The organism is uncultured Methylophaga sp. (assembly GCF_947259025.1).
Classification (GTDB): Bacteria; Pseudomonadota; Gammaproteobacteria; order Nitrosococcales; family Methylophagaceae; genus Methylophaga.
Map to the genome: position 1 here is coordinate 169,967 of NZ_CAMYKO010000005.1, position 17,559 is coordinate 187,525.

Here is a 17,559-nt window from a genome sequence, read left to right on the forward strand (position 1 = left end):
TGAATATCTGTGCTGACTGAATATCAATCACATGTCGAAGAACGTGCCCAGCAGGGGCTGCCACCGTTACCACTGGATGCGGAACAGGTTTCAAGCCTGATCGAATCGCTGAAAGCGGGTGATGACAACAGCGAAGAACTGCTGGACCTGCTGATCCACCGGGTACCACCGGGTGTCGATCAGTCGGCCTTTGTCAAAGCCGGTTTCCTGACCGACATCGCCAAGGGCAATACGAAATGCGATTTGATTAGCCCGGTCCGGGCCACCGAATTGCTCGGCACCATGATGGGCGGGTATAACGTGCAGTCTCTGATCGAACTGCTGGATATCGAAGAGACCGCCGCCGAAGCCGAAAAAGCCCTGTGCAAAACCCTGATGGTTTACGATGCTTATCACGATGTTGTAGAAAAAGCCGACACCAATGAATACGCCAAGCGGGTGCTGCAATCCTGGGCCGAGGCTGAGTGGTTTACCACGCGCCCCAAGCTGGAAGACAAGATTACCCTGACCGTGTTCAAAGTTGCCGGTGAAACCAACACCGACGACCTGTCGCCGGCTACTGAAGCCTGGAGCCGTCCCGATATTCCGCTGCATGCCAAAGCCATGCTGCAGAGCAAAATGGACGACCCCATCGGTGATATCGAAAAGCTCAAAGAAAAAGGCTATCCACTGGCCTTTGTTGGCGATGTTGTGGGCACCGGTTCATCACGTAAGTCAGCTATCAATTCCGTGCTCTGGCATATGGGGCACGACGTTGCTTATGTGCCTAATAAGCGCCAGGGCGGCGTGATTCTGGCCAACAATATTGCGCCGATTTTCTTTAACACCGCTGAAGATTCCGGTGCCATGCCCATCGAATGTGATGTGCAGAAAATGGAAACCGGTGATGTCATCACCATCTATCCCTACGAAGGCAAAATCGTTAATCAGGACGGTGAAACGGTCAGCGAGTTTAAAATTCGTCCGACCACGCTGGCTGACGAAGTCCGTGCCGGTGGCCGGATTCCACTGATTATCGGCCGTGGTCTGACTGACAAGGCGCGGGAAACCCTGGGCATGGCACCCAGCGATGTGTTTGTGCGTCCGGGCAAACCGGAAGATAGCGGCAAAGGCTTTACCCTGGCCCAGAAAATGGTCGGCCGTGCCTGTGGTGTTGAGGGTGTGCGACCCAACACCTACTGTGAACCGATTGTCACCACCGTGGGGTCACAGGACACCACCGGTGCCATGACCCGTGATGAATTGAAAGAACTCGCCTGTCTCGGTTTCTCGGCCGATCTGGTGATGCAGTCTTTCTGCCATACCGCGGCTTACCCGAAGCCGGTCGATATCAAGCTGCAACACGATCTGCCAGACTTTATCAGTACCCGTGGCGGCGTCTCGCTGCGTCCGGGGGATGGCATTATTCACTCCTGGCTGAACCGTATGATCCTGCCCGACACCGTCGGTACCGGTGGTGACTCACACACCCGTTTCCCTATTGGTATCAGCTTCCCGGCAGGTTCCGGCCTGGTGGCCTTCGGCGCCGCTTTGGGTGTCATGCCCATTGATATGCCGGAATCGGTTCTGGTTCGTTTTAAGGGTGAAATGCAACCGGGTGTGACGCTGCGTGACCTGGTCAATGCCATTCCATATGCGGCAATTCAGCAGGGCCTGCTGACCGTCGAGAAGAAAGGCAAGAAAAATATCTTCAATGGCCGCGTGCTGGAAATCGAAGGGCTGCCCGATCTCAAAGTCGAGCAGGCATTTGAACTCTCCGATGCCTCGGCTGAGCGTAGTGCAAACGGCTGTACCGTGCGCTTGAACCAGGAACCGATTATCGAATTCCTTAACTCCAATATCGCTTTGATGGAATGGATGATTGCCGAGGGCTATGAAGATGCCCGCACGCTGCAGCGTCGTATTGACTCGATGAAACAGTGGCTGGATAAACCCGAGCTGCTGGAGCCCGATGCCGATGCCGAATATGCCGCGGTGATTGATATTGATCTGAACGAGATCAAAGAGCCTTTACTTGCCTGCCCCAACGATCCCGACGATATTAAACCGCTGTCTGAACTGCAGGGTGAACAAATTGATGAGGTCTTCATTGGCTCCTGCATGACCAATATTGGTCACTATCGTGCCGCCAGCAAGGTGCTGGAAAACATGAAGAGCCTGCCGGTCAAACTGTGGATTGCACCACCGACCAAAATGGACAAGCATCAGCTGACCGAAGAGGGCGTTTACAGCACCTTCGGCCGCGTCGGTGCGCGCACCGAAACGCCGGGTTGTTCATTATGTATGGGTAACCAGGCAAGGGTGGCTGATGGTGCCACCGTGGTATCCACCTCGACTCGTAACTTCCCCAACCGTCTGGGTAATAATGCTGATGTCTATCTGGCCTCAGCGGAGTTATCGGCGGTCGTGGCCAGTATGGGTAAACTGCCCACCGTGGCGGAATACCTGGAAGCGGTGGCCGGCATCAAGCCGATGGCGGCGGAAATTTATCGTTACCTTAACTTTAACGAATTGGAAGAATACCGCCAGGCGGCGAGTTAATTCCTCTGCCTGATTCAACAGAAAGGCTGTTTTCCTGACGGGAGAACAGCCTTTTTTATGTCTGCCCATGAATGAATCAATACAAGCGATCGCACCGCTGAATCTGGCCCTGGCTTTTGTCCCGGTGCTGCTGGTGATTGCCATCCTCTGGAAATGGTCCTTGCAGGCTGGCAATGCGGTCTATGCGATCCTGAGAATGCTTATCCAATTGCTGCTGGTTGGTTATATTCTGACCACCATCTTTGCCGCCGAGCAGGCCTGGATAGTGGTGGCGGTGATGCTGATCATGGTGATTGCGGCCAGCTGGATTGCATTAGGCACAGTCAAGCCGATGAGAAGCAAACTCTATCTGCAGGGCTTTATCAGTATTGCCCTGGGTGGCGGCCTGACTTTGCTGCTGGTGACTCAGCTGGTCATTAGTCTCGACCCCTGGTTTGAGCCACGCTATATGATTCCCCTGGCCGGGATGATTTTTGCCAACTCGATGAACAGTATCAGTCTGGCAGCTGAACGCTTGGCAGCGGAGTTATCAAGAGACGTTGAATTTACGCAGGCACGCAATGAAGCGTTTCAGGCGGCTTTTATTCCCACCATCAACTCGATGCTGGCCGTCGGCCTGGTGTCTTTGCCGGGCATGATGACGGGCCAGATTTTATCCGGCGTGTCACCGATCGTGGCGGCACATTACCAGATTGTGGTGATGTGCATGATTTTCGGCTCGGCCGGTTTATCCACGGCCTGCTTTCTCAGGATAAGCCGAAGACAGTTTGTTCAGCAGGCAGCGTAAAGTTCTTCCGCGGTGGCCAGAATACGGGCACTTTGAAACAGAAACTGCCAGCGGCGGCCGCCTTTCTGCCGCCATAACACGGCGGCTCTGACACCAGCCAACAGCAGGGCGCGGACTTTATTGACGTTATCCGGTTGTTGCAGATAGTTGGGATCACCAAATACCTGGATCTGAGGTTTCAATTCACTCAGTGTGCGGTGATAAATATCGGCAAAGCGGGCAATTACCTGTGGTGACATGATATCGCCGAAATATTCCACCTGTTGCGGCACCTGATCAATCTCACGACCGATCTGTTCCATCATTTGCGGGCGTTTGGCTAATTGCCTTTCCAGGTGCAAAAGACTGATCACATAACGCAGCAATACCACATCTTTTTGTTCTTTCTTTTTTGACAGTTGCTGATTCAGTTCGCGCAGACCGGGTCTGAGACTACCCAGTCCGCCATAGACATCGGCAGTGGTGTCTGCGTTTTCAACCAGCAAACTCTGCAGCAGGGTTTCGATATCAGTGGGGCTGGCCTGACCGGTTTCGGCGATATGCTGAACCAGGGTCGCCGCCTGTACCACCGCAGCCAGCGCAATGGTTCTGTCACGGAGTCGCTCTGCGCTCATGGGTGCACTCCCGGTGCATCAGTTGAAGTAATAATGCCGCCGCCCAGACAATCATCATCCTGGTAAAAGACCACCGATTGACCAGGTGTCACGGCACGTTGCTTATCGTCAAACTCCACATGAATTGAGCCATCATCATCACGGGTAATGGTGCAGGGCTGATCGGGTTGGCGATAACGGGTTTTGGCTGCAGCACGGCAGGGCAACTTAGGTGGCTCACCCAGTACCCAGGAAAGCTGTTCGGCTTTCAGGCTCTGGCTCCACAACCAGGGATGATCACCCTGAACGACATATAAAGTTCGGGTTGCCATATCTTTACCGGCCACAAACCACGGTTCACCAGTGCTGTTTTTGCGACCACCGATGCCCAGGCCCTGACGCTGACCCAGCGTGTAGTACATCAGGCCGGCATGCTCGCCGATATATTCACCGTCAGGCGTGCGCATCTCACCGGGCTGGGCCGGAATGTAGCGGCTCAGAAATTCTCGGAAACGGCGCTCACCGATAAAGCAGATGCCGGTGCTGTCTTTTTTATCGTGGTTGATAAAACCGGCTTTTTCGGCAATCTCGCGGACTTCAGTCTTGGGCAATTCACCCAGCGGAAACAGGGTGCGTGAGAGTTGTTCCTGGCCCAGAGTGTAGAGGAAATAGCTCTGATCCTTGTTATTGTCCTTGCCTTTTAATAGATGGAATTTGCCGTCGCGTTCAGCGACACGGGCATAGTGGCCGGTGGCAATGGTGACACCGCCCAGTTCCATCGCGTGATCAAGAAAGGTTTTGAACTTGATTTCCCGGTTACAGAGAATATCTGGATTGGGCGTACGGCCGGCACGGTATTCATCGAGGAAATACTTGAAAACATAGTCCCAGTATTCCATCGCGAAGTTGGCTTCATGGAAGTCGATGCCCACGGTGTCGGCCACGGACATCGCGTCCTTGCGGTCTTCTTCAATGGTGCATTCGCTCTCATCGGCAAAGTCGACCCAGTTTTTCATAAACAGGCCTTCAACCTGTTCATGCTGTTGCTTGAGCAGCAAAGCTGCAACCGATGAATCGACACCGCCGGAAAGGCCGACGACGACTTTATTAGTGTCTGCCATAAATCTAGTTACGTAGTAAGTCCAAAGAATAGCGATGGCCGCTCAGGTAATCCTCAAAGCATTGCAGTACCAGGGGACTGCGGTGTCTGTTTTGACTGGCTCTGATTTCATCCAGGGTCAGCCAGACAGCCCGGTGGATATCGCCATCCAGTTCCTGATGTGGATTATGTTGGGTCACCGCACCGCAAAAACAATAGCGGATATAGGTCTCATTTTTGCGCGGATGTATCCAGCGATAAATACCGACCAGTGCCTCCGGCTGAAGTTGCCAGGCGGTTTCTTCCTGCGTTTCACGAATGGCCGCGTCGATCAGGCTTTCGTCGGGTTCGAGATGGCCGGCGGGTTGGTTTAACGTCATTTCGCCGTTGATTTCTTCTTCGACCAGCAGGAAGCGACTGTCCTGCTCGACCACGGCGGCGACGGTTGTTCTGGGTTTCCAAATCATTGCGCCATTTTATCACGTCTTCCTCGGCTATCGCTTGCCATTGCCCGGGCTGCAGATTGTCAATCTGCCAGGGGCCGATGGCAACGCGGATCAAGCGCAGGGTGGGGTGACCCACTGCCGCGGTCATCCGGCGTACCTGGCGATTGCGACCTTCGGAAATGCTCAGCTCAAGCCATTGGGTAGGAATAGCTTTGCGTTCTCGTATCGGTGGGTGCCGGTCCCAGATAGCTGGCGGCGCTATAATTTCAGCCTGTGCGGGCAGGGTGGGGCCATCTTTGAGTTCCAGGCCCTCACGTAGTTGTTGCAGGGCGCGTTCATCAGGCTTATGCTCAACCTGTACCCAGTAGGTTTTTTGCAGTTTGAAACGCGGGTTGGCAATCAACTGCTGCAACTGGCCATCGTCGGTCAGCAACACCAGGCCTTCACTGTCCCGATCCAGCCGCCCCCCTGGATATACGTCCCTGATATCAATAAAGTCTTTCAAGGTCTGCCGGTCGGCGCCGTCGGTGAATTGTGTCAGCACATTAAACGGTTTGTTGAACAGGATCAGTTGACTCATATTAGGAGTGTGGCCGGTTTTAATGATAAAATGCCGCCTTTTTAAACTTCAGGGGCAGCGAAAGCAAGTTTCTGAAGGGCGTTTGAGTTTATCAGTGTACCGGAGAAAGCCTGCACGGCGCCGTCTGGAAAACGCAGAGCAAATCGGTCATCATTGAATCAGCCAGCGCAAACACTATTTCGTCACCGGGGCTGGACACAGTCACGACAGGATTATCTAGTGGTGGCTGTCTCAGGCGTTATTGCGAAGTCACAGCCCGGCTGTGATATGGCTGAAGCCACAGGCGTCGAAGCCTCTAGTTGTAGTGACAAAAAGCTGCAGCTGTAATCCAAAACATCTAAGTGAGGAATCTAAATGAAAGTTGCAGAGAATACAGTCGTTGTTATCGACTACACCCTGACAGACAACGACGGCAGCGTCATCGACAGCTCTGAAGGTGCGGGTCCGCTGGCCTATCTCCACGGTGCCGGAAACATTATCCCGGGTCTGGAAGAAGCGCTGCTGGGTAAAGAAGCCGGTGATGAAGTCAAAGCCAGCATCGAGCCTGAAAAAGCCTACGGTGAGCGTCATGAACAACTGAAACAGGACGTGCCACGCGAACTGTTCAGCGGTGTCGACAAAGTCGAGCAGGGTATGCAGTTCCAGTCTGAAACCGAGCAAGGCCCGGTTCTGGTGACTGTCGTTGAAGTCAAAGAAGAGACCGTGACCGTTGATGGCAACCATCCTCTGGCCGGTGTTCACCTGAACTTTGACGTCACTGTTCGTGAAGTCCGTGAAGCCAGCGAAGAAGAGCTGGAGCATGGTCACGTACATGGTGAAGGCGGTCACGAGCACTAATAAAAAATTAGCACATCGCGTATAACTGTATACAGTTATCCATGTCTAAGGAAAGACGGGCTTTACCGCCCGTCTTTTCGTTTGGGGTACCACGATGCAGGATCTGAATACTTTAAACCGTCTGTTTGCCAGGGAAGACAAAGTCAATTTTGTTGAAGGACCGTCAGGCATGCCACTGATTGAAGTGGCGACCGCTCAGGCTCAAGCCACTGTCGCGCTCTATGGCGGCCAGTTGCTGTCATACAAGCCGGCCCGTGCCGAGCATGATCTGTTTTACCTGAGCGACAAAGCCCAGTATCAACAGGGCAAGGCCATTCGCGGCGGTGCGCCGCTGTGCTGGCCCTGGTTTGGCGATGACCCGGGTGATCTGGGACGTCAGGCTCACGGCTTTGCCCGGAACCTTTTCTGGGATGTACTCGATAGTCAGTTACACGATGACAATGTTGAAATTACCCTGGGCCTGGAGTCGACCGCGACCAGCAAACAATGGTGGCCGAGTGAATTCAGACTGCGTAAGAAAATCCATATTGGTGAGCAACTGAATATTTCCCTGACCACTGAAAACAAGGGCGATATTCCATTTAGCATGTCCAAAGCCCTGCACAGTTATTTCCGCGTCGGTGATATTACTCAGGCACGCGTGGCCGGACTCGATGGGGTAGATTACCTGGACAAAACGCTGGACTATGCCAAGCATAAACAAAGCGGTGATGTGACCGCTGAGGGTGAAACCGACCGGGTGTACCTCAATGCACCGACCAGGGTGGCCATTGTCGATCCGGCGCTGAGAAGGCGAATAGAAATCGAACATCAGGGTGCGGACAACTTTGTGGTCTGGAATCCCTGGGATAAAGCGGCTGAACTAAAAGATATGTCCGCTGAGGACTACGAACAGTTTATCTGTGTGGAAACGGCTAATGCCATTGCCAACAGCGTGATTGTGGCGCCGGGAGCGATGCACCATATGCAAGTCAGCTACCGAATCAGTCCTGAGACTTAATCAAGTAAGCAGACTGCGCCCATGACGGCCTTACAGAACCTGTTTGATCTTATTTGGGGAAACGAGACGCTGCTGCTCTGGCTGGGCATTGTTTCCCTGCTGTGTTTTGTCGCATCGCTGTTTCTGATCCCGTTTCTGGTGGTCAGAATTCCTGTTGATTATTTTGCAGAGAGCAAGCGTCAGATCCCTCACTGGGCCGAGCAACACGTTATTTTGCGCTGGCTTATCAAGCTGGTGAAAAACCTGCTGGGCGTGATATTTATTCTGCTGGGGCTGGCGATGCTGGTCTTACCCGGGCAGGGCTTGCTGACCCTGTTGATTGGCGTTTTGTTACTGAACTTTCCCGGCAAATACCGTTTTGAACGCTGGTTGATTCAGCGACCCGCTATCTACCGAGCCGTGGCCTGGCTGAGACGGCGCGCCGGCCGCCAACAGTTAGACATTTAGGGATTGTTGAGCTAAAAGTCGCCTCCAGCAGAGGTGGCGATGAAAGGATAATAAATCCTAGGTCCAGCGCTGACGGAGCTTGTCGCGGTTAATGTAGAGCCATTGAATGGCGATAATCGGAATCGCCGAGACAATCCGTTCCTGCTGCAATAATTCCCAGACTTCATCGAATTGATGGCTGGTGACTTTAATGTCCTCATCCTCATGATCGAGGCCGTGTATACCACCGACCTCGCTGGCATCCACCTTGCCGCAGAACAGGGTGAGACATTCTGATGTACCGCCGGGTGAGGTGAAGAACTGATTGATGCGAATCATTTCACCGATTTCACAGCCGGCCTCTTCCTTAGCTTCCCGCCGGGCGACTTGTTCCGCCGTTTCTCCATCCTCCATGGCGCCAGCCACAATTTCCAGCAGCCAGGCTTCTTCCTGCTCAGGTTTGAGGATAGCCCCGGCGCGGAACTGCTCAATGATAATGACTTCATCCAGCACCGGGTCATAGAGCAGGACTGCCACGCAATTACCCCGGTGAAACACTTCGCGCTCAACCGGTTCACTCCAGCCGCCATCGTAGAGCGTATGCTGCAGGGTGTATTTTTTGACGTTAAAAAAGCCCTTGAAGGGCATGTCCTCATTGAGGATTTTAAATGCTTTCTGACTCATGGTTATTTGCTGCTGGCGGATTGCAATTGGCTGAAAGCCTGCTCGCTGTTGATGCCTTTCAGGTGGCGGAGCAGGGCGGTGAAGGTGGTGTCGTCCTCAACATGTTCCAGTTTGACTGGCAGATAATCCAAGGCCGGCGCACACCAGAGCGTGGTCTGGCGGTCACTTTCATCATCACGCTCGCGGGTCAGTTTGACGGTATCAATATCACCCAGTGGCGTGGTAATGGTTTCCTTGCCCAGTACCCGGATTTTGTAGGTCTTGAGTCGGCCGCCATCGGCAATACGGTAGTCAACTTGCTCAATACCACGGTCGAGATCGCGCATCAGACTGATTTGATAGACCAGCTTGTCCAGTACGCCGGTCTCCAGATCCAGGGTCCAGGGATGTTTTTTATCGTCGATGCTGACCTGCTTGTTAGCCCAGTCAAATTCCATGGACAACATTTTGTCTTTATCGCCGCCACTGCGATGGTAACGGTAATGCTGAGGCTGAACCCGGTCACTGTTGAGTTTCCAGAGACTGGTCTCTTTAATAATATCGGGTTTGAAAAATGAGAATACGCCCTTGGCCTGAGACACCGAATTGAAACGGCGCAGGCCATTTTCTTCGGTGCTGAGACTGCGTTTGAGTTCACCGGCCTGAATGCCGTTGAGTTCGACCAGATAATTAGCAGAAAAGTCAGGAATATCGCTGGCCGTGGCAATTGAGGCCAGACACAGAAGCAGGATATAACTGAACGTTTTGAGCATGTTTATTCCGTTTGTTGCGACACCAGTCTCTTTATGGCAGCCGGATAAAGCTGATGTTCCTGCTCCAGTACCCGGGCGGCCAGGGTATCAGCATCATCATCGCTGAATACCGGTACTTTGGCCTGCAATATTACCGGACCATCATCCAGTTCTGCTGTGACAAAATGCACACTGGCACCATGTTCTCTTTCACCGGCATCGATCGCCCGCTGGTGCGTGTGCAGGCCCTTGAATTTAGGTAACAGGGATGGGTGGATATTGATCAGACGCCTGGCATAGTGCGAGACAAAGCCCTCAGTCAGAATGCGCATAAAGCCGGCCAGAATGACAAAGTCGGGCTGATAGCCGTCGATGCTGTCAGCCATGGCCTGATCAAAGCTTTCGCGGCTATCGTAGGATTTATGATCAATAACTTCAGTGTCGATACCTGCCTGACTCGCAAAGTCTAAGCCGGGTGCGCCGGGCCTGTTACTGAGCACTGCGGCAATCTCAACATTGAGTTCACCTTGCTGTGCGGCCTCAACAATTGAACGCATATTGCTGCCGCGGCCGGAAATCAAAATGACCAGCCGTGCTTTTTGTCTGTTTGAAGCCATTACTTTTTGATGACCACGCTTTCTTCATGGTCAGCTGCGGTCTCGATCTGACCGATAATGCTAGCCTGTTCGCCGGCCTCGTTCAGTAGCGACAAGGCTTTATCAGCTTCGTCAGCGGCCACCACGACAACCATGCCGATACCATTATTGAAGGTACGGTACATTTCCATATCTTCAACATTGCCCTGATCCTGCAGCCAGTCGAAAACGGCCGGACGCTGCCAGCTATTGGCATCAATGACAGCTTTAACACCTTCGGGCAATACCCGTGGAATATTTTCCAGCAGGCCGCCACCGGTGATATGAGAAAGTGCATGAATATTAACATTTTCATTAAGTTGCAATAATGACTTAACGTAAATTCGCGTTGGAGCCAGCAGTTTTTCGCCCAGCGTCGCACCGTCGAAAGCGTCATCCAGAGACTGACCACTGCGTTCCAGAATCTTACGAATCAGCGAGTAGCCGTTTGAATGTGGACCGGAGGCTGCCAGACCAATTAAGCTGTCACCGGCGGCGACCTGACTGCCATCAATTACACCATTTTTTTCGACCACGCCGACACAGAAACCGGCAAGATCGTAATCGCCTTCTTCATACATGCTTGGCATTTCCGCGGTTTCACCACCCACCAGGGCGGCACCAGCCTGCAGACAGCCTTCGGCAATACCGGAGACTACCGATTCAGCCACATCGATATCCAGCTTACCGGTGGCGTAGTAATCCAGGAAAAACAGTGGCTCAGCGCCAAGAACGGCAATATCATTGACGCACATCGCAACCAGATCGATGCCGATAGTGTTGTGAATGCCTGACTCGATGGCCAGACGCAGTTTGGTGCCGACACCATCAGTACCAGAAACCAGTACCGGGTTTTGGTAACGATCCAGCGGTAGCTCAAACAGACTGCCAAAACCGCCCAGGCCGGCCATTACGCCGGGACGTTTGGTTTTAGCGGCATGCGGTTTAATACGGTCAACAAGTGCGTTACCGGCTTCGATATCTACCCCGGCATCGCGATAACTGAGAGATGAGCGTGAAGAATCCGCGCGATCGGTCATGGTTTGTTCCTGAATATTATTTGGCTGTTTAATGGCTTAACGCGGCGTCGCTGAAGTCAGGCTGCAGCGTGCGTCACACGTCGATATCAGCGTGTTAGAATACCACAATGCAGCGACTATTTATTACCCTAATTTTGCTTAGTATGAGCTCTGCCGGCCAGGCCGCGGAGGTCAAAAATCTGTATCAGGCCGCCGCGCCGGTCAGTTCCCGCGATGTCGACGAACGCGCCCGGATGACGCCACAATTACTTAGGCAGGTGATGCTGAAAGTGGTCGGCAACCAGTCGCTGCTTGATGCGGCGCCGCTGGAGCCAGTGCTGGAGAATGCCGAACAATATCTGCAGCAGTATGAATACCAGCGCACCAATATCGCAGCCGCCGACCTGACCCGTCCGGATCAGTTATCACTCAGACTCAGTTTTGAGCCGTCAGCCGTCAATCAGGCTATCAATGATTTACAGTTGCCACTATGGGGAAAAGTCCGGCCCGATGTGTTGGTGTGGGCAGTGGTCGAAGCTGAAGGACAGCAGAGCCTGGTGGGGCTGGAAACCGATGGCAAGGGCGTATTGAAACCGCTGACGGATGCGGCTGATACCCGCGGCCTGCCCATTTTGCTGCCGTTGATGGATTTGCAGGATCAGTCGGCATTAACAGCGCAGGATATTCGCGAGATGAATCAGGCCGCCATCAATCAGGCTTCGATGCGTTATGGTGCCGATATTGTGCTTGCAGCTGATATCAAGCTGCTCAACGGCGAGGCGATAATTCAATGGCAGGCCAATGGCGATAATATTGAGCATCAATGGCAGTCGCAGGGCAGTCTGGGGCGGGCTCTGCAAGCAGGTATGGGGCAACTGGCAGATAAAATGGCGCTCAAATACAGCCCGCTTGCCGATAACAGCAGCCCGGCACAGCGTCTGAAACTGCAAATCACCAATGTGCTTGATTATGCGGACTTTAACCGGCTGATGAACTACCTCAGACAACTGGATTTGATCACCGATATCCGGGTGGAAAACCTGGGCAGCCAGCAACTGGATCTGGATATCGCCTTTCGCGGCAGCGAAACCATATTGCAAAGAACGCTCACGGTTGGCAGTTTATTGGCTGAGGACAATAGTTTCAGTAGCAGCGACGCCAAACAATACCGGTTGATACCTTGAGTCTGAGTGATTTACCCAACCTGATTTCCATACTGCGGATCACGCTGGTCGGCCCGGTCGTCTGGGCGCTGGCGACGCAGCAATTTATGCTGGCACTGCTTTTGTTCGCTGTGGCCGGTGTTTCTGATGGTCTGGATGGTTTTCTGGCCAAGCATTTTCATTGGGAGTCGCGGCTGGGTTCGATTCTGGACCCGATTGCCGACAAATTATTATTGCTGGCCAGTTTTGCCACTTTGACCTGGCTCGGCTTGTTACCGTTGTGGCTGCTGTGGCTGGTTGTGGCAAGAGATCTGATTATTATCAGCGGTGGACTGGCTTATCATTACTATCTGGGTGAGTTCGACTTGTCCCCTCTGTGGAGCAGTAAAATCAACACCACACTGCAAATTGCGCTGGTATTGCTGGTAATGATTCAGCAGCAATGGTTTCAGGGGCTGGATAAGCTGGTGACCATCGGCATCTGGCTGGTCGTGGCCAGTGTAATTAACAGTGGCACCGAATATGTTGTGGTATGGGGAACGCGGGCATGGAAGCAAATCAAGGGCAAGTCATGAGTGACACGAATAAACTGATCCTGCTGATTGGCGTTGTGGTAGGCGGCTGGCTTGTCTATCAGTTGTCAGCGGTGTTGATGCCATTTTTTATTGCTGCCTTGCTGGCTTATTTGGGCGACCCACTGGTTGATAAGCTCGAGACCTGGAAGTTGTCACGCACCGCCTCGGTATCGGTGGTGTTTGCGGTGCTGTTTCTGGGGCTATCCATTATGTTGCTGATCATGCTGCCCCTGCTCAGTGCCCAGATCGCCAAATTATTTACCAACCTGCCTGAATACCTGACCACGGCGCAGAAGACTATCGAACCCTGGTTGACGATGGCCGGGCTGCCGACCGATGTGCTTAACCTGCAGACATTGAAACAAGCGCTGAGTGACTACTGGTCGGAAGTCGGGCAGGTGGCCGGAGGCATTTTCGATACCATGACCCGTTCCGGCATGGTCCTACTGCAGTGGGTAGGTAACCTGGTTTTGATTCCGGTGCTGACCTTTTACCTTCTGCGCGACTGGGATCTGCTGGTTGCCCGCTTTCGGGAACTGCTGCCGCGCCGCTACTCAGACAAGTTTATTGAGATGTCACTGGAGTGCGACGATATGCTGGCCGGCTTTATCCGTGGCCAGTTAATGGTGATGCTGGCGCTGGCGACTATTTACACCATCGGTTTGACTATTATTGGCCTGGAGCTGGCCTTGCTGCTGGGTGTTATCGCCGGCATCGTCAGTTTTGTGCCTTACCTGGGCCTGATCGTGGGCATTGGGCTGTCGGGCCTCGCCGCCTTTTTCCAGTTCGGCGAGTGGTTGCCAGTGCTGTATGTCGCCATCGTGTTCAGCGTGGCACAAATGATCGAAGGCATGGTGCTGACCCCACGGTTTGTCGGTGAGCGAATTGGCTTGCACCCGGTCGCAGTCATCTTTGCCGTATTGGCCGGTGGTCAGTTGTTCGGCTTTACCGGTGTCTTGCTGGCCCTGCCAGTTGCTGCCGTGGTGATGGTCCTGCTGCGCCATGCTCATCGCCACTATGTCAGTAGCCACTTGTATACCTGATTGAAAGAGATAGCATGTCCGTTGCCGAAACACAGTTAACGCTGCGCCTCACCCCACAGGAAATTTACCGCCTGGATAACTTTCTGTTTGCCAGAGCGGAAACCGAGCAGGCGCTGAAGACATTCTGCCAGCTTGATCATCTTGACTTTCTTTACCTCAGTGGGGAGAACGGCACCGGTAAAACCCATCTACTGATTGCCTGCGCCGAGAGGGTGCAGCAACAGGGCTTTCGGGTGATTTATCTGTCGCTGGCTGAACTGATACAGACTGCCGAGCCGGCGGTATTGCAATCACTGGAGCAGGCGGATCTTTTGTGTCTGGACGATCTGGAAGCGATTGCCGGAAACCGGGAATGGGAAGTGGCGTTATTCCACTGCTTCAACCGTCTGCACGATGCCAAAGGCCATTTACTGGTGGCGACTGAACATAACCCGGCCAACACCCGGATTGAACTGCCTGATTTACGCTCAAGGCTGGCCACCGGTCTGGTTTACCAGCTCACCAGCATGAGCGATGAGCAAAAGCAGCAGGCTTTGATATTGCAGGCACAGTCACGCGGGCTCAGTATGAGTGACGAGGTCGCGCAATATCTGCTCCGCCATTATGGCCGTGATATGCCAGCACTGATGACGGTATTGCAGCAACTCGACAAAGCCTCACTGGAGGCCAAGCGTCGTCTGACCATTCCTTTTGTGAGGCAGGTGCTGGCTAATGGCTAAACGCCATCTCAGCCTGATTCTGCCTGATGCTGCCGCTGTATTTGCCAATGAACTGAATCGGGCGTTATGGCCTGATGCGTTGCATAAAATACTCAATAAAGCCCGTTTTCAGCCCGACAGTCGCGCCTATTATCCGCATTTACTGGCTTTATTTTCCGAATCTAATCAAGCGGCCGGATTGCCGATAGCCCAGCTACGCGGGGGCAGTATTAATTCACTCTGTGCTGATCCCTGTTACCTGCACCCGGATCGGGATCAATTGCTGCTGTTTTACCGTGATCTGGATATTACGCTTGAAGAAGCCCATGCTTTTGCCAACCGTATTCAACCCCTGCTGGAGAAGTTTCAGGGCCGCTTGCAGGTGATCAGTGCCGAGGAGTGGCTACTGGATTTAAGCGACTCGCCCGAGGTGAACTTTAGCCCCAAAGAGGGGCTCAACGGCCTGCCAGTCAGTGATAAGCTTCCACAAGGAGCGCAGGCAAACGACTGGATAAGACTGTGGAATGAAATCCAGATGCTGTTGTTTGAATGCCCGGAAAATCAGGCCCGTGAACAGGCTGGCAAAGTGCCCATTAACAGTCTCTGGTTCTGGGGGCAGGGTAGCTTGCAGGCTTTAAGGTCATGGCCGAATGTATCCGGCGATGACAAGGTCCTGGCAAAACTGGCCAGTGAGAGTGATTCGGTTTATCACGCTGTTGTGTCAGCCTACCAGGAAATCGCAGGTAAGCAGGCTATCCACATGCTGAAGTTTGAAGTCGAGCAGGACTGGCAGAAGCAACTGGATGATTTGCTTGATAACTGGCTTTTACCCGCCTTTCAGGCGCTCCGTCGCGGGCAACTCAAAGAACTGGATATCATCATACCGGAGTGGGGCCGTTACCGGCTGACACCTTTGAAAAGCTGGCAATTGTGGAAATGAAACAGGTCGACATCAAACAACGAGACAGCAGCGGCTGGGAGAACCTGCCGGAGCACTGGCCGGACTGCCTGCGCCGGGTGCTGGCTGCCAGAGGTATTCAAAAGGCCGAAAACCTGTTTTTTGAATTGACCGATCTACCGCGGCCCGAGCAGATGCTGGGTATGGATCAGGCCGTAGCCTTGCTGCTTGAGGCGATAGAACAGCAATGGCAAGTCACCGTCGTCGCTGACTTTGACAGCGATGGCGCCACCAGTTGTGCGCTGGCCATTCGCGGCCTGAAAGCCATGGGGCTGAAAAATATCGACTTTATTGTGCCCAACCGCTTTGTGCTCGGTTATGGCCTGACGCCAGAACTGCTCGATGAAATCCCCACTGACAGCCAGCCGGACTTATTGCTCACGGTTGATAACGGTATTGCCGCAGTGGCGGGGGTGGATGCCGCCCAGGCGCGGGGTATTAAGGTACTGGTTACCGATCATCACCTGGCCGGTGAAATCCTGCCGCAAGCCGATGCCATTATTAACCCCAATCAGCCCGGTGATAACTTTCCCTCGAAAAATCTGGCCGGCGTTGGCGTCTGCTTTTACCTGCTGCTGGGACTGAGACAAGCTTTACGTGAGCAGAATTGGTTTGAACAGCAGGGCATAAAACAACCCAATGTCAGCGATTGGCTGGATCTGGTGGCACTGGGCACAGTGGCGGATGTGGTGCCACTGGATCAGCTTAACCGAACTTTAGTCGATGTCGGTCTGAAACGGATGCGTCAACGGCGTGCCTGCGCTGGAATCCTGGCTTTAGCACAAGTCGCCGGTCGTGAGGCCGTCAAGCTGGCCAGTCCGGATTTAGCCTTCAGCATCGCGCCCAGGCTCAATGCGGCGGGCCGGATGGATGATATGGGCCTGGGCATTAACCTGCTGCTCTGTGATGACTGGCAGCAGGCGCTTTCTGCAGCCGCGCAACTGGACCAGATAAACCAGGACAGACGCAGCGTCGAACAGCAGATGCAGCAGGATGCGCTAACCATGCTCGAAAAACTGTCACTGGATGCCGACAACACGGCCCCGGGTTTTTGTCTGTTTGACTCAGAATGGCATCAGGGCGTGATTGGTTTACTGGCCTCACGAATCAAGGAAAAACTGCACCGACCGGTGATTGCTTTCGCACCAGGCAATGAAGGCGAAATCAAAGGCTCGGCGCGCTCGATTGCCGGCGTGCATATTCGTGACGTTTTAGCCCGTATTGCTACTCGTCACCCGGCCATGCTGCAACGCTTTGGCGGCCATGCCATGGCAGCCGGGTTAACGCTGAAACAGGATGATTTCCAAACCTTTTCCCAAGCATTTGAAACCGTGCTCACAGAAATGGTCGATCCGTCTGTTTATCAGCAACACCTGCATTCCGATGGTGAACTGCATCAAGGTGAAATCAATCTCACTCTGGCTGAGCAGTTGCCCAACGCCGCCCCGTGGGGCCAGGGCTTTGAAGAACCGCGCTTCCACGGCCTGTTTGAAGTCGCTGATTGGCGTTTGGTGGGGCAGGACCAGGATCACTTACGCCTGAGTTTAAGCCTGCCCGATAACCGGCAAATCACCGCCATGGCCTTCAGACAAGGCAAACCCGACTGGCTGGAGCGGGGCACACAAGTGCTGATTCGTTACCGGCTGGCCGTTAACGAGTTTCGAGCCACTAAGTCGGTACAGTTTCTGGTGGATGATTTATTACAGCCGGTTTAACAATCAGCAAGAAAAAAGGCTAGTTACTA

Annotated in this window: 19 protein-coding genes; 11 read left to right on the forward strand and 8 right to left on the reverse strand. The window is 53.5% G+C overall.

Translation table 11 applies throughout. The features are described from left to right. Positions 1–9 precede the first annotated feature (9 nt). On the forward strand, positions 10–2,541 hold the full coding sequence (gene acnB, locus Q0X64_RS06760) for a bifunctional aconitate hydratase 2/2-methylisocitrate dehydratase (protein WP_297810335.1): 2,532 nt from the start codon (positions 10–12) through the stop codon (positions 2,539–2,541). A 67-nt stretch (positions 2,542–2,608) separates the two neighbouring features. Continuing rightward, the gene (locus Q0X64_RS06765; RefSeq protein WP_297810337.1) at positions 2,609–3,328 is read left to right on the forward strand and encodes an ABC transporter permease; all 720 of its coding nucleotides are present in this window, start codon (positions 2,609–2,611) and stop codon (positions 3,326–3,328) included. Here Q0X64_RS06765 and hflD read toward each other — a convergent pair. Genes hflD through Q0X64_RS06785 form a run of 4 tightly spaced genes read right to left on the reverse strand, consistent with a single transcriptional unit; the run spans position 3,313 to position 6,046 of the window. After that, positions 3,313–3,942 carry a high frequency lysogenization protein HflD gene (gene hflD, locus Q0X64_RS06770; protein WP_297810339.1) on the reverse strand — a complete coding sequence of 210 codons (630 nt, stop codon included), beginning with the start codon at positions 3,940–3,942 and terminating at the stop codon, positions 3,313–3,315. The two genes, Q0X64_RS06765 and hflD, sit on opposite strands and share 16 nt — an antisense overlap. Further along, positions 3,939–5,042: a tRNA 2-thiouridine(34) synthase MnmA gene (gene mnmA / locus Q0X64_RS06775; protein ID WP_297810341.1), complete on the reverse strand. Its 1,104-nt coding sequence runs from the start codon at positions 5,040–5,042 to the stop codon at positions 3,939–3,941. The genes hflD and mnmA overlap by 4 nt, the downstream gene beginning before the upstream one ends. 4 nt (positions 5,043–5,046) lie before the next feature. Next, positions 5,047–5,430 carry an NUDIX hydrolase gene (locus Q0X64_RS06780; RefSeq protein ID WP_297812140.1) on the reverse strand — a complete coding sequence of 128 codons (384 nt, stop codon included), beginning with the start codon at positions 5,428–5,430 and terminating at the stop codon, positions 5,047–5,049. Beyond that, positions 5,333–6,046: a pseudouridine synthase gene (locus tag Q0X64_RS06785; RefSeq protein WP_297810342.1), complete on the reverse strand. Its 714-nt coding sequence runs from the start codon at positions 6,044–6,046 to the stop codon at positions 5,333–5,335. The genes Q0X64_RS06780 and Q0X64_RS06785 overlap by 98 nt, the downstream gene beginning before the upstream one ends. A gap of 354 nt (positions 6,047–6,400) precedes the next feature. Between Q0X64_RS06785 and Q0X64_RS06790 the strand changes: the two genes are divergently transcribed. The 3 genes from Q0X64_RS06790 (at position 6,401) to Q0X64_RS06800 (ending at position 8,330) form a co-directional block, all read left to right on the forward strand. After that, positions 6,401–6,883: a peptidylprolyl isomerase gene (locus tag Q0X64_RS06790; RefSeq protein ID WP_297810344.1), complete on the forward strand. Its 483-nt coding sequence runs from the start codon at positions 6,401–6,403 to the stop codon at positions 6,881–6,883. A gap of 94 nt (positions 6,884–6,977) precedes the next feature. Further along, on the forward strand, positions 6,978–7,883 hold the full coding sequence (locus Q0X64_RS06795) for a D-hexose-6-phosphate mutarotase (protein WP_297810346.1): 906 nt from the start codon (positions 6,978–6,980) through the stop codon (positions 7,881–7,883). A 21-nt stretch (positions 7,884–7,904) separates the two neighbouring features. Further along, positions 7,905–8,330, forward strand: a complete 426-nt coding sequence (locus tag Q0X64_RS06800) for a PGPGW domain-containing protein (protein ID WP_297810349.1) — start codon at positions 7,905–7,907, stop codon at positions 8,328–8,330. Positions 8,331–8,387: 57 nt separating this feature from the next. Here the strand turns inward: Q0X64_RS06800 and Q0X64_RS06805 are convergent, their stop codons facing one another. The 4 genes from Q0X64_RS06805 to purM are packed head-to-tail and all read right to left on the reverse strand — an operon-like array spanning position 8,388 to position 11,399. After that, a complete protein-coding gene (locus Q0X64_RS06805; RefSeq protein WP_297810351.1) occupies positions 8,388–8,993 on the reverse strand; it encodes an NUDIX domain-containing protein in 606 nt (201 codons plus the stop codon). Positions 8,994–8,995: 2 nt separating this feature from the next. After that, the gene (locus tag Q0X64_RS06810; protein WP_297810354.1) at positions 8,996–9,745 is read right to left on the reverse strand and encodes a DUF3108 domain-containing protein; all 750 of its coding nucleotides are present in this window, start codon (positions 9,743–9,745) and stop codon (positions 8,996–8,998) included. A gap of 2 nt (positions 9,746–9,747) precedes the next feature. Then, complete coding sequence (purN, locus tag Q0X64_RS06815) at positions 9,748–10,341, reverse strand: phosphoribosylglycinamide formyltransferase (protein WP_297810357.1); 594 nt, start codon at positions 10,339–10,341, stop codon at positions 9,748–9,750. Beyond that, positions 10,341–11,399 (reverse strand): phosphoribosylformylglycinamidine cyclo-ligase, encoded by a 1,059-nt coding sequence (gene purM, locus Q0X64_RS06820; protein WP_297810360.1) that lies wholly within the window; start codon positions 11,397–11,399, stop codon positions 10,341–10,343. The genes purN and purM overlap by 1 nt, the downstream gene beginning before the upstream one ends. Before the next feature lie 107 nt (positions 11,400–11,506). Here purM and Q0X64_RS06825 point away from each other — a divergent pair, with 107 nt between their 5' ends. The 6 genes from Q0X64_RS06825 to recJ are packed head-to-tail and all read left to right on the forward strand — an operon-like array spanning position 11,507 to position 17,530. Then, a complete protein-coding gene (locus Q0X64_RS06825) occupies positions 11,507–12,562 on the forward strand; it encodes a DUF2066 domain-containing protein (RefSeq protein ID WP_297810363.1) in 1,056 nt (351 codons plus the stop codon). Continuing rightward, positions 12,559–13,116 (forward strand): CDP-alcohol phosphatidyltransferase family protein, encoded by a 558-nt coding sequence (locus Q0X64_RS06830; RefSeq protein WP_297810367.1) that lies wholly within the window; start codon positions 12,559–12,561, stop codon positions 13,114–13,116. Before Q0X64_RS06825 ends, Q0X64_RS06830 begins: the two co-directional genes overlap by 4 nt. Beyond that, positions 13,113–14,159, forward strand: coding sequence for an AI-2E family transporter (locus tag Q0X64_RS06835; protein WP_297810370.1), 1,047 nt, complete (start codon positions 13,113–13,115; stop codon positions 14,157–14,159). Before Q0X64_RS06830 ends, Q0X64_RS06835 begins: the two co-directional genes overlap by 4 nt. A gap of 14 nt (positions 14,160–14,173) precedes the next feature. Further along, the gene (hda, locus tag Q0X64_RS06840; RefSeq protein WP_297810373.1) at positions 14,174–14,878 is read left to right on the forward strand and encodes a DnaA regulatory inactivator Hda; all 705 of its coding nucleotides are present in this window, start codon (positions 14,174–14,176) and stop codon (positions 14,876–14,878) included. Then, entirely contained in the window at positions 14,871–15,797 is a 927-nt protein-coding gene (locus Q0X64_RS06845; protein ID WP_297810376.1) for a hypothetical protein, read from the forward strand. The genes hda and Q0X64_RS06845 overlap by 8 nt, the downstream gene beginning before the upstream one ends. Beyond that, the gene (gene recJ, locus Q0X64_RS06850; protein ID WP_297810379.1) at positions 15,794–17,530 is read left to right on the forward strand and encodes a single-stranded-DNA-specific exonuclease RecJ; all 1,737 of its coding nucleotides are present in this window, start codon (positions 15,794–15,796) and stop codon (positions 17,528–17,530) included. The genes Q0X64_RS06845 and recJ overlap by 4 nt, the downstream gene beginning before the upstream one ends. Positions 17,531–17,559 lie beyond the last annotated feature (29 nt).

Excerpts from the sequence above, each read along its gene's own strand:
- Q0X64_RS06765 (WP_297810337.1), top strand. The coding sequence starts at position 2,609 with ATGAATGAATCAATACAAGCGATCGCACCGCTGAATCTGGCCCTGGCT.
- hflD (WP_297810339.1), bottom strand. The coding sequence starts at position 3,942 with ATGAGCGCAGAGCGACTCCGTGACAGAACCATTGCGCTGGCTGCGGTG.
- mnmA (WP_297810341.1), bottom strand. The coding sequence starts at position 5,042 with ATGGCAGACACTAATAAAGTCGTCGTCGGCCTTTCCGGCGGTGTCGAT.
- Q0X64_RS06785 (WP_297810342.1), bottom strand. The coding sequence starts at position 6,046 with ATGAGTCAACTGATCCTGTTCAACAAACCGTTTAATGTGCTGACACAA.
- Q0X64_RS06790 (WP_297810344.1), top strand. The coding sequence starts at position 6,401 with ATGAAAGTTGCAGAGAATACAGTCGTTGTTATCGACTACACCCTGACA.
- Q0X64_RS06795 (WP_297810346.1), top strand. The coding sequence starts at position 6,978 with ATGCAGGATCTGAATACTTTAAACCGTCTGTTTGCCAGGGAAGACAAA.
- Q0X64_RS06800 (WP_297810349.1), top strand. The coding sequence starts at position 7,905 with ATGACGGCCTTACAGAACCTGTTTGATCTTATTTGGGGAAACGAGACG.
- Q0X64_RS06805 (WP_297810351.1), bottom strand. The coding sequence starts at position 8,993 with ATGAGTCAGAAAGCATTTAAAATCCTCAATGAGGACATGCCCTTCAAG.
- Q0X64_RS06810 (WP_297810354.1), bottom strand. The coding sequence starts at position 9,745 with ATGCTCAAAACGTTCAGTTATATCCTGCTTCTGTGTCTGGCCTCAATT.
- purN (WP_297810357.1), bottom strand. The coding sequence starts at position 10,341 with ATGGCTTCAAACAGACAAAAAGCACGGCTGGTCATTTTGATTTCCGGC.
- purM (WP_297810360.1), bottom strand. The coding sequence starts at position 11,399 with ATGACCGATCGCGCGGATTCTTCACGCTCATCTCTCAGTTATCGCGAT.
- Q0X64_RS06825 (WP_297810363.1), top strand. The coding sequence starts at position 11,507 with ATGCAGCGACTATTTATTACCCTAATTTTGCTTAGTATGAGCTCTGCC.
- Q0X64_RS06835 (WP_297810370.1), top strand. The coding sequence starts at position 13,113 with ATGAGTGACACGAATAAACTGATCCTGCTGATTGGCGTTGTGGTAGGC.
- hda (WP_297810373.1), top strand. The coding sequence starts at position 14,174 with ATGTCCGTTGCCGAAACACAGTTAACGCTGCGCCTCACCCCACAGGAA.
- Q0X64_RS06845 (WP_297810376.1), top strand. The coding sequence starts at position 14,871 with ATGGCTAAACGCCATCTCAGCCTGATTCTGCCTGATGCTGCCGCTGTA.
- recJ (WP_297810379.1), top strand. The coding sequence starts at position 15,794 with ATGAAACAGGTCGACATCAAACAACGAGACAGCAGCGGCTGGGAGAAC.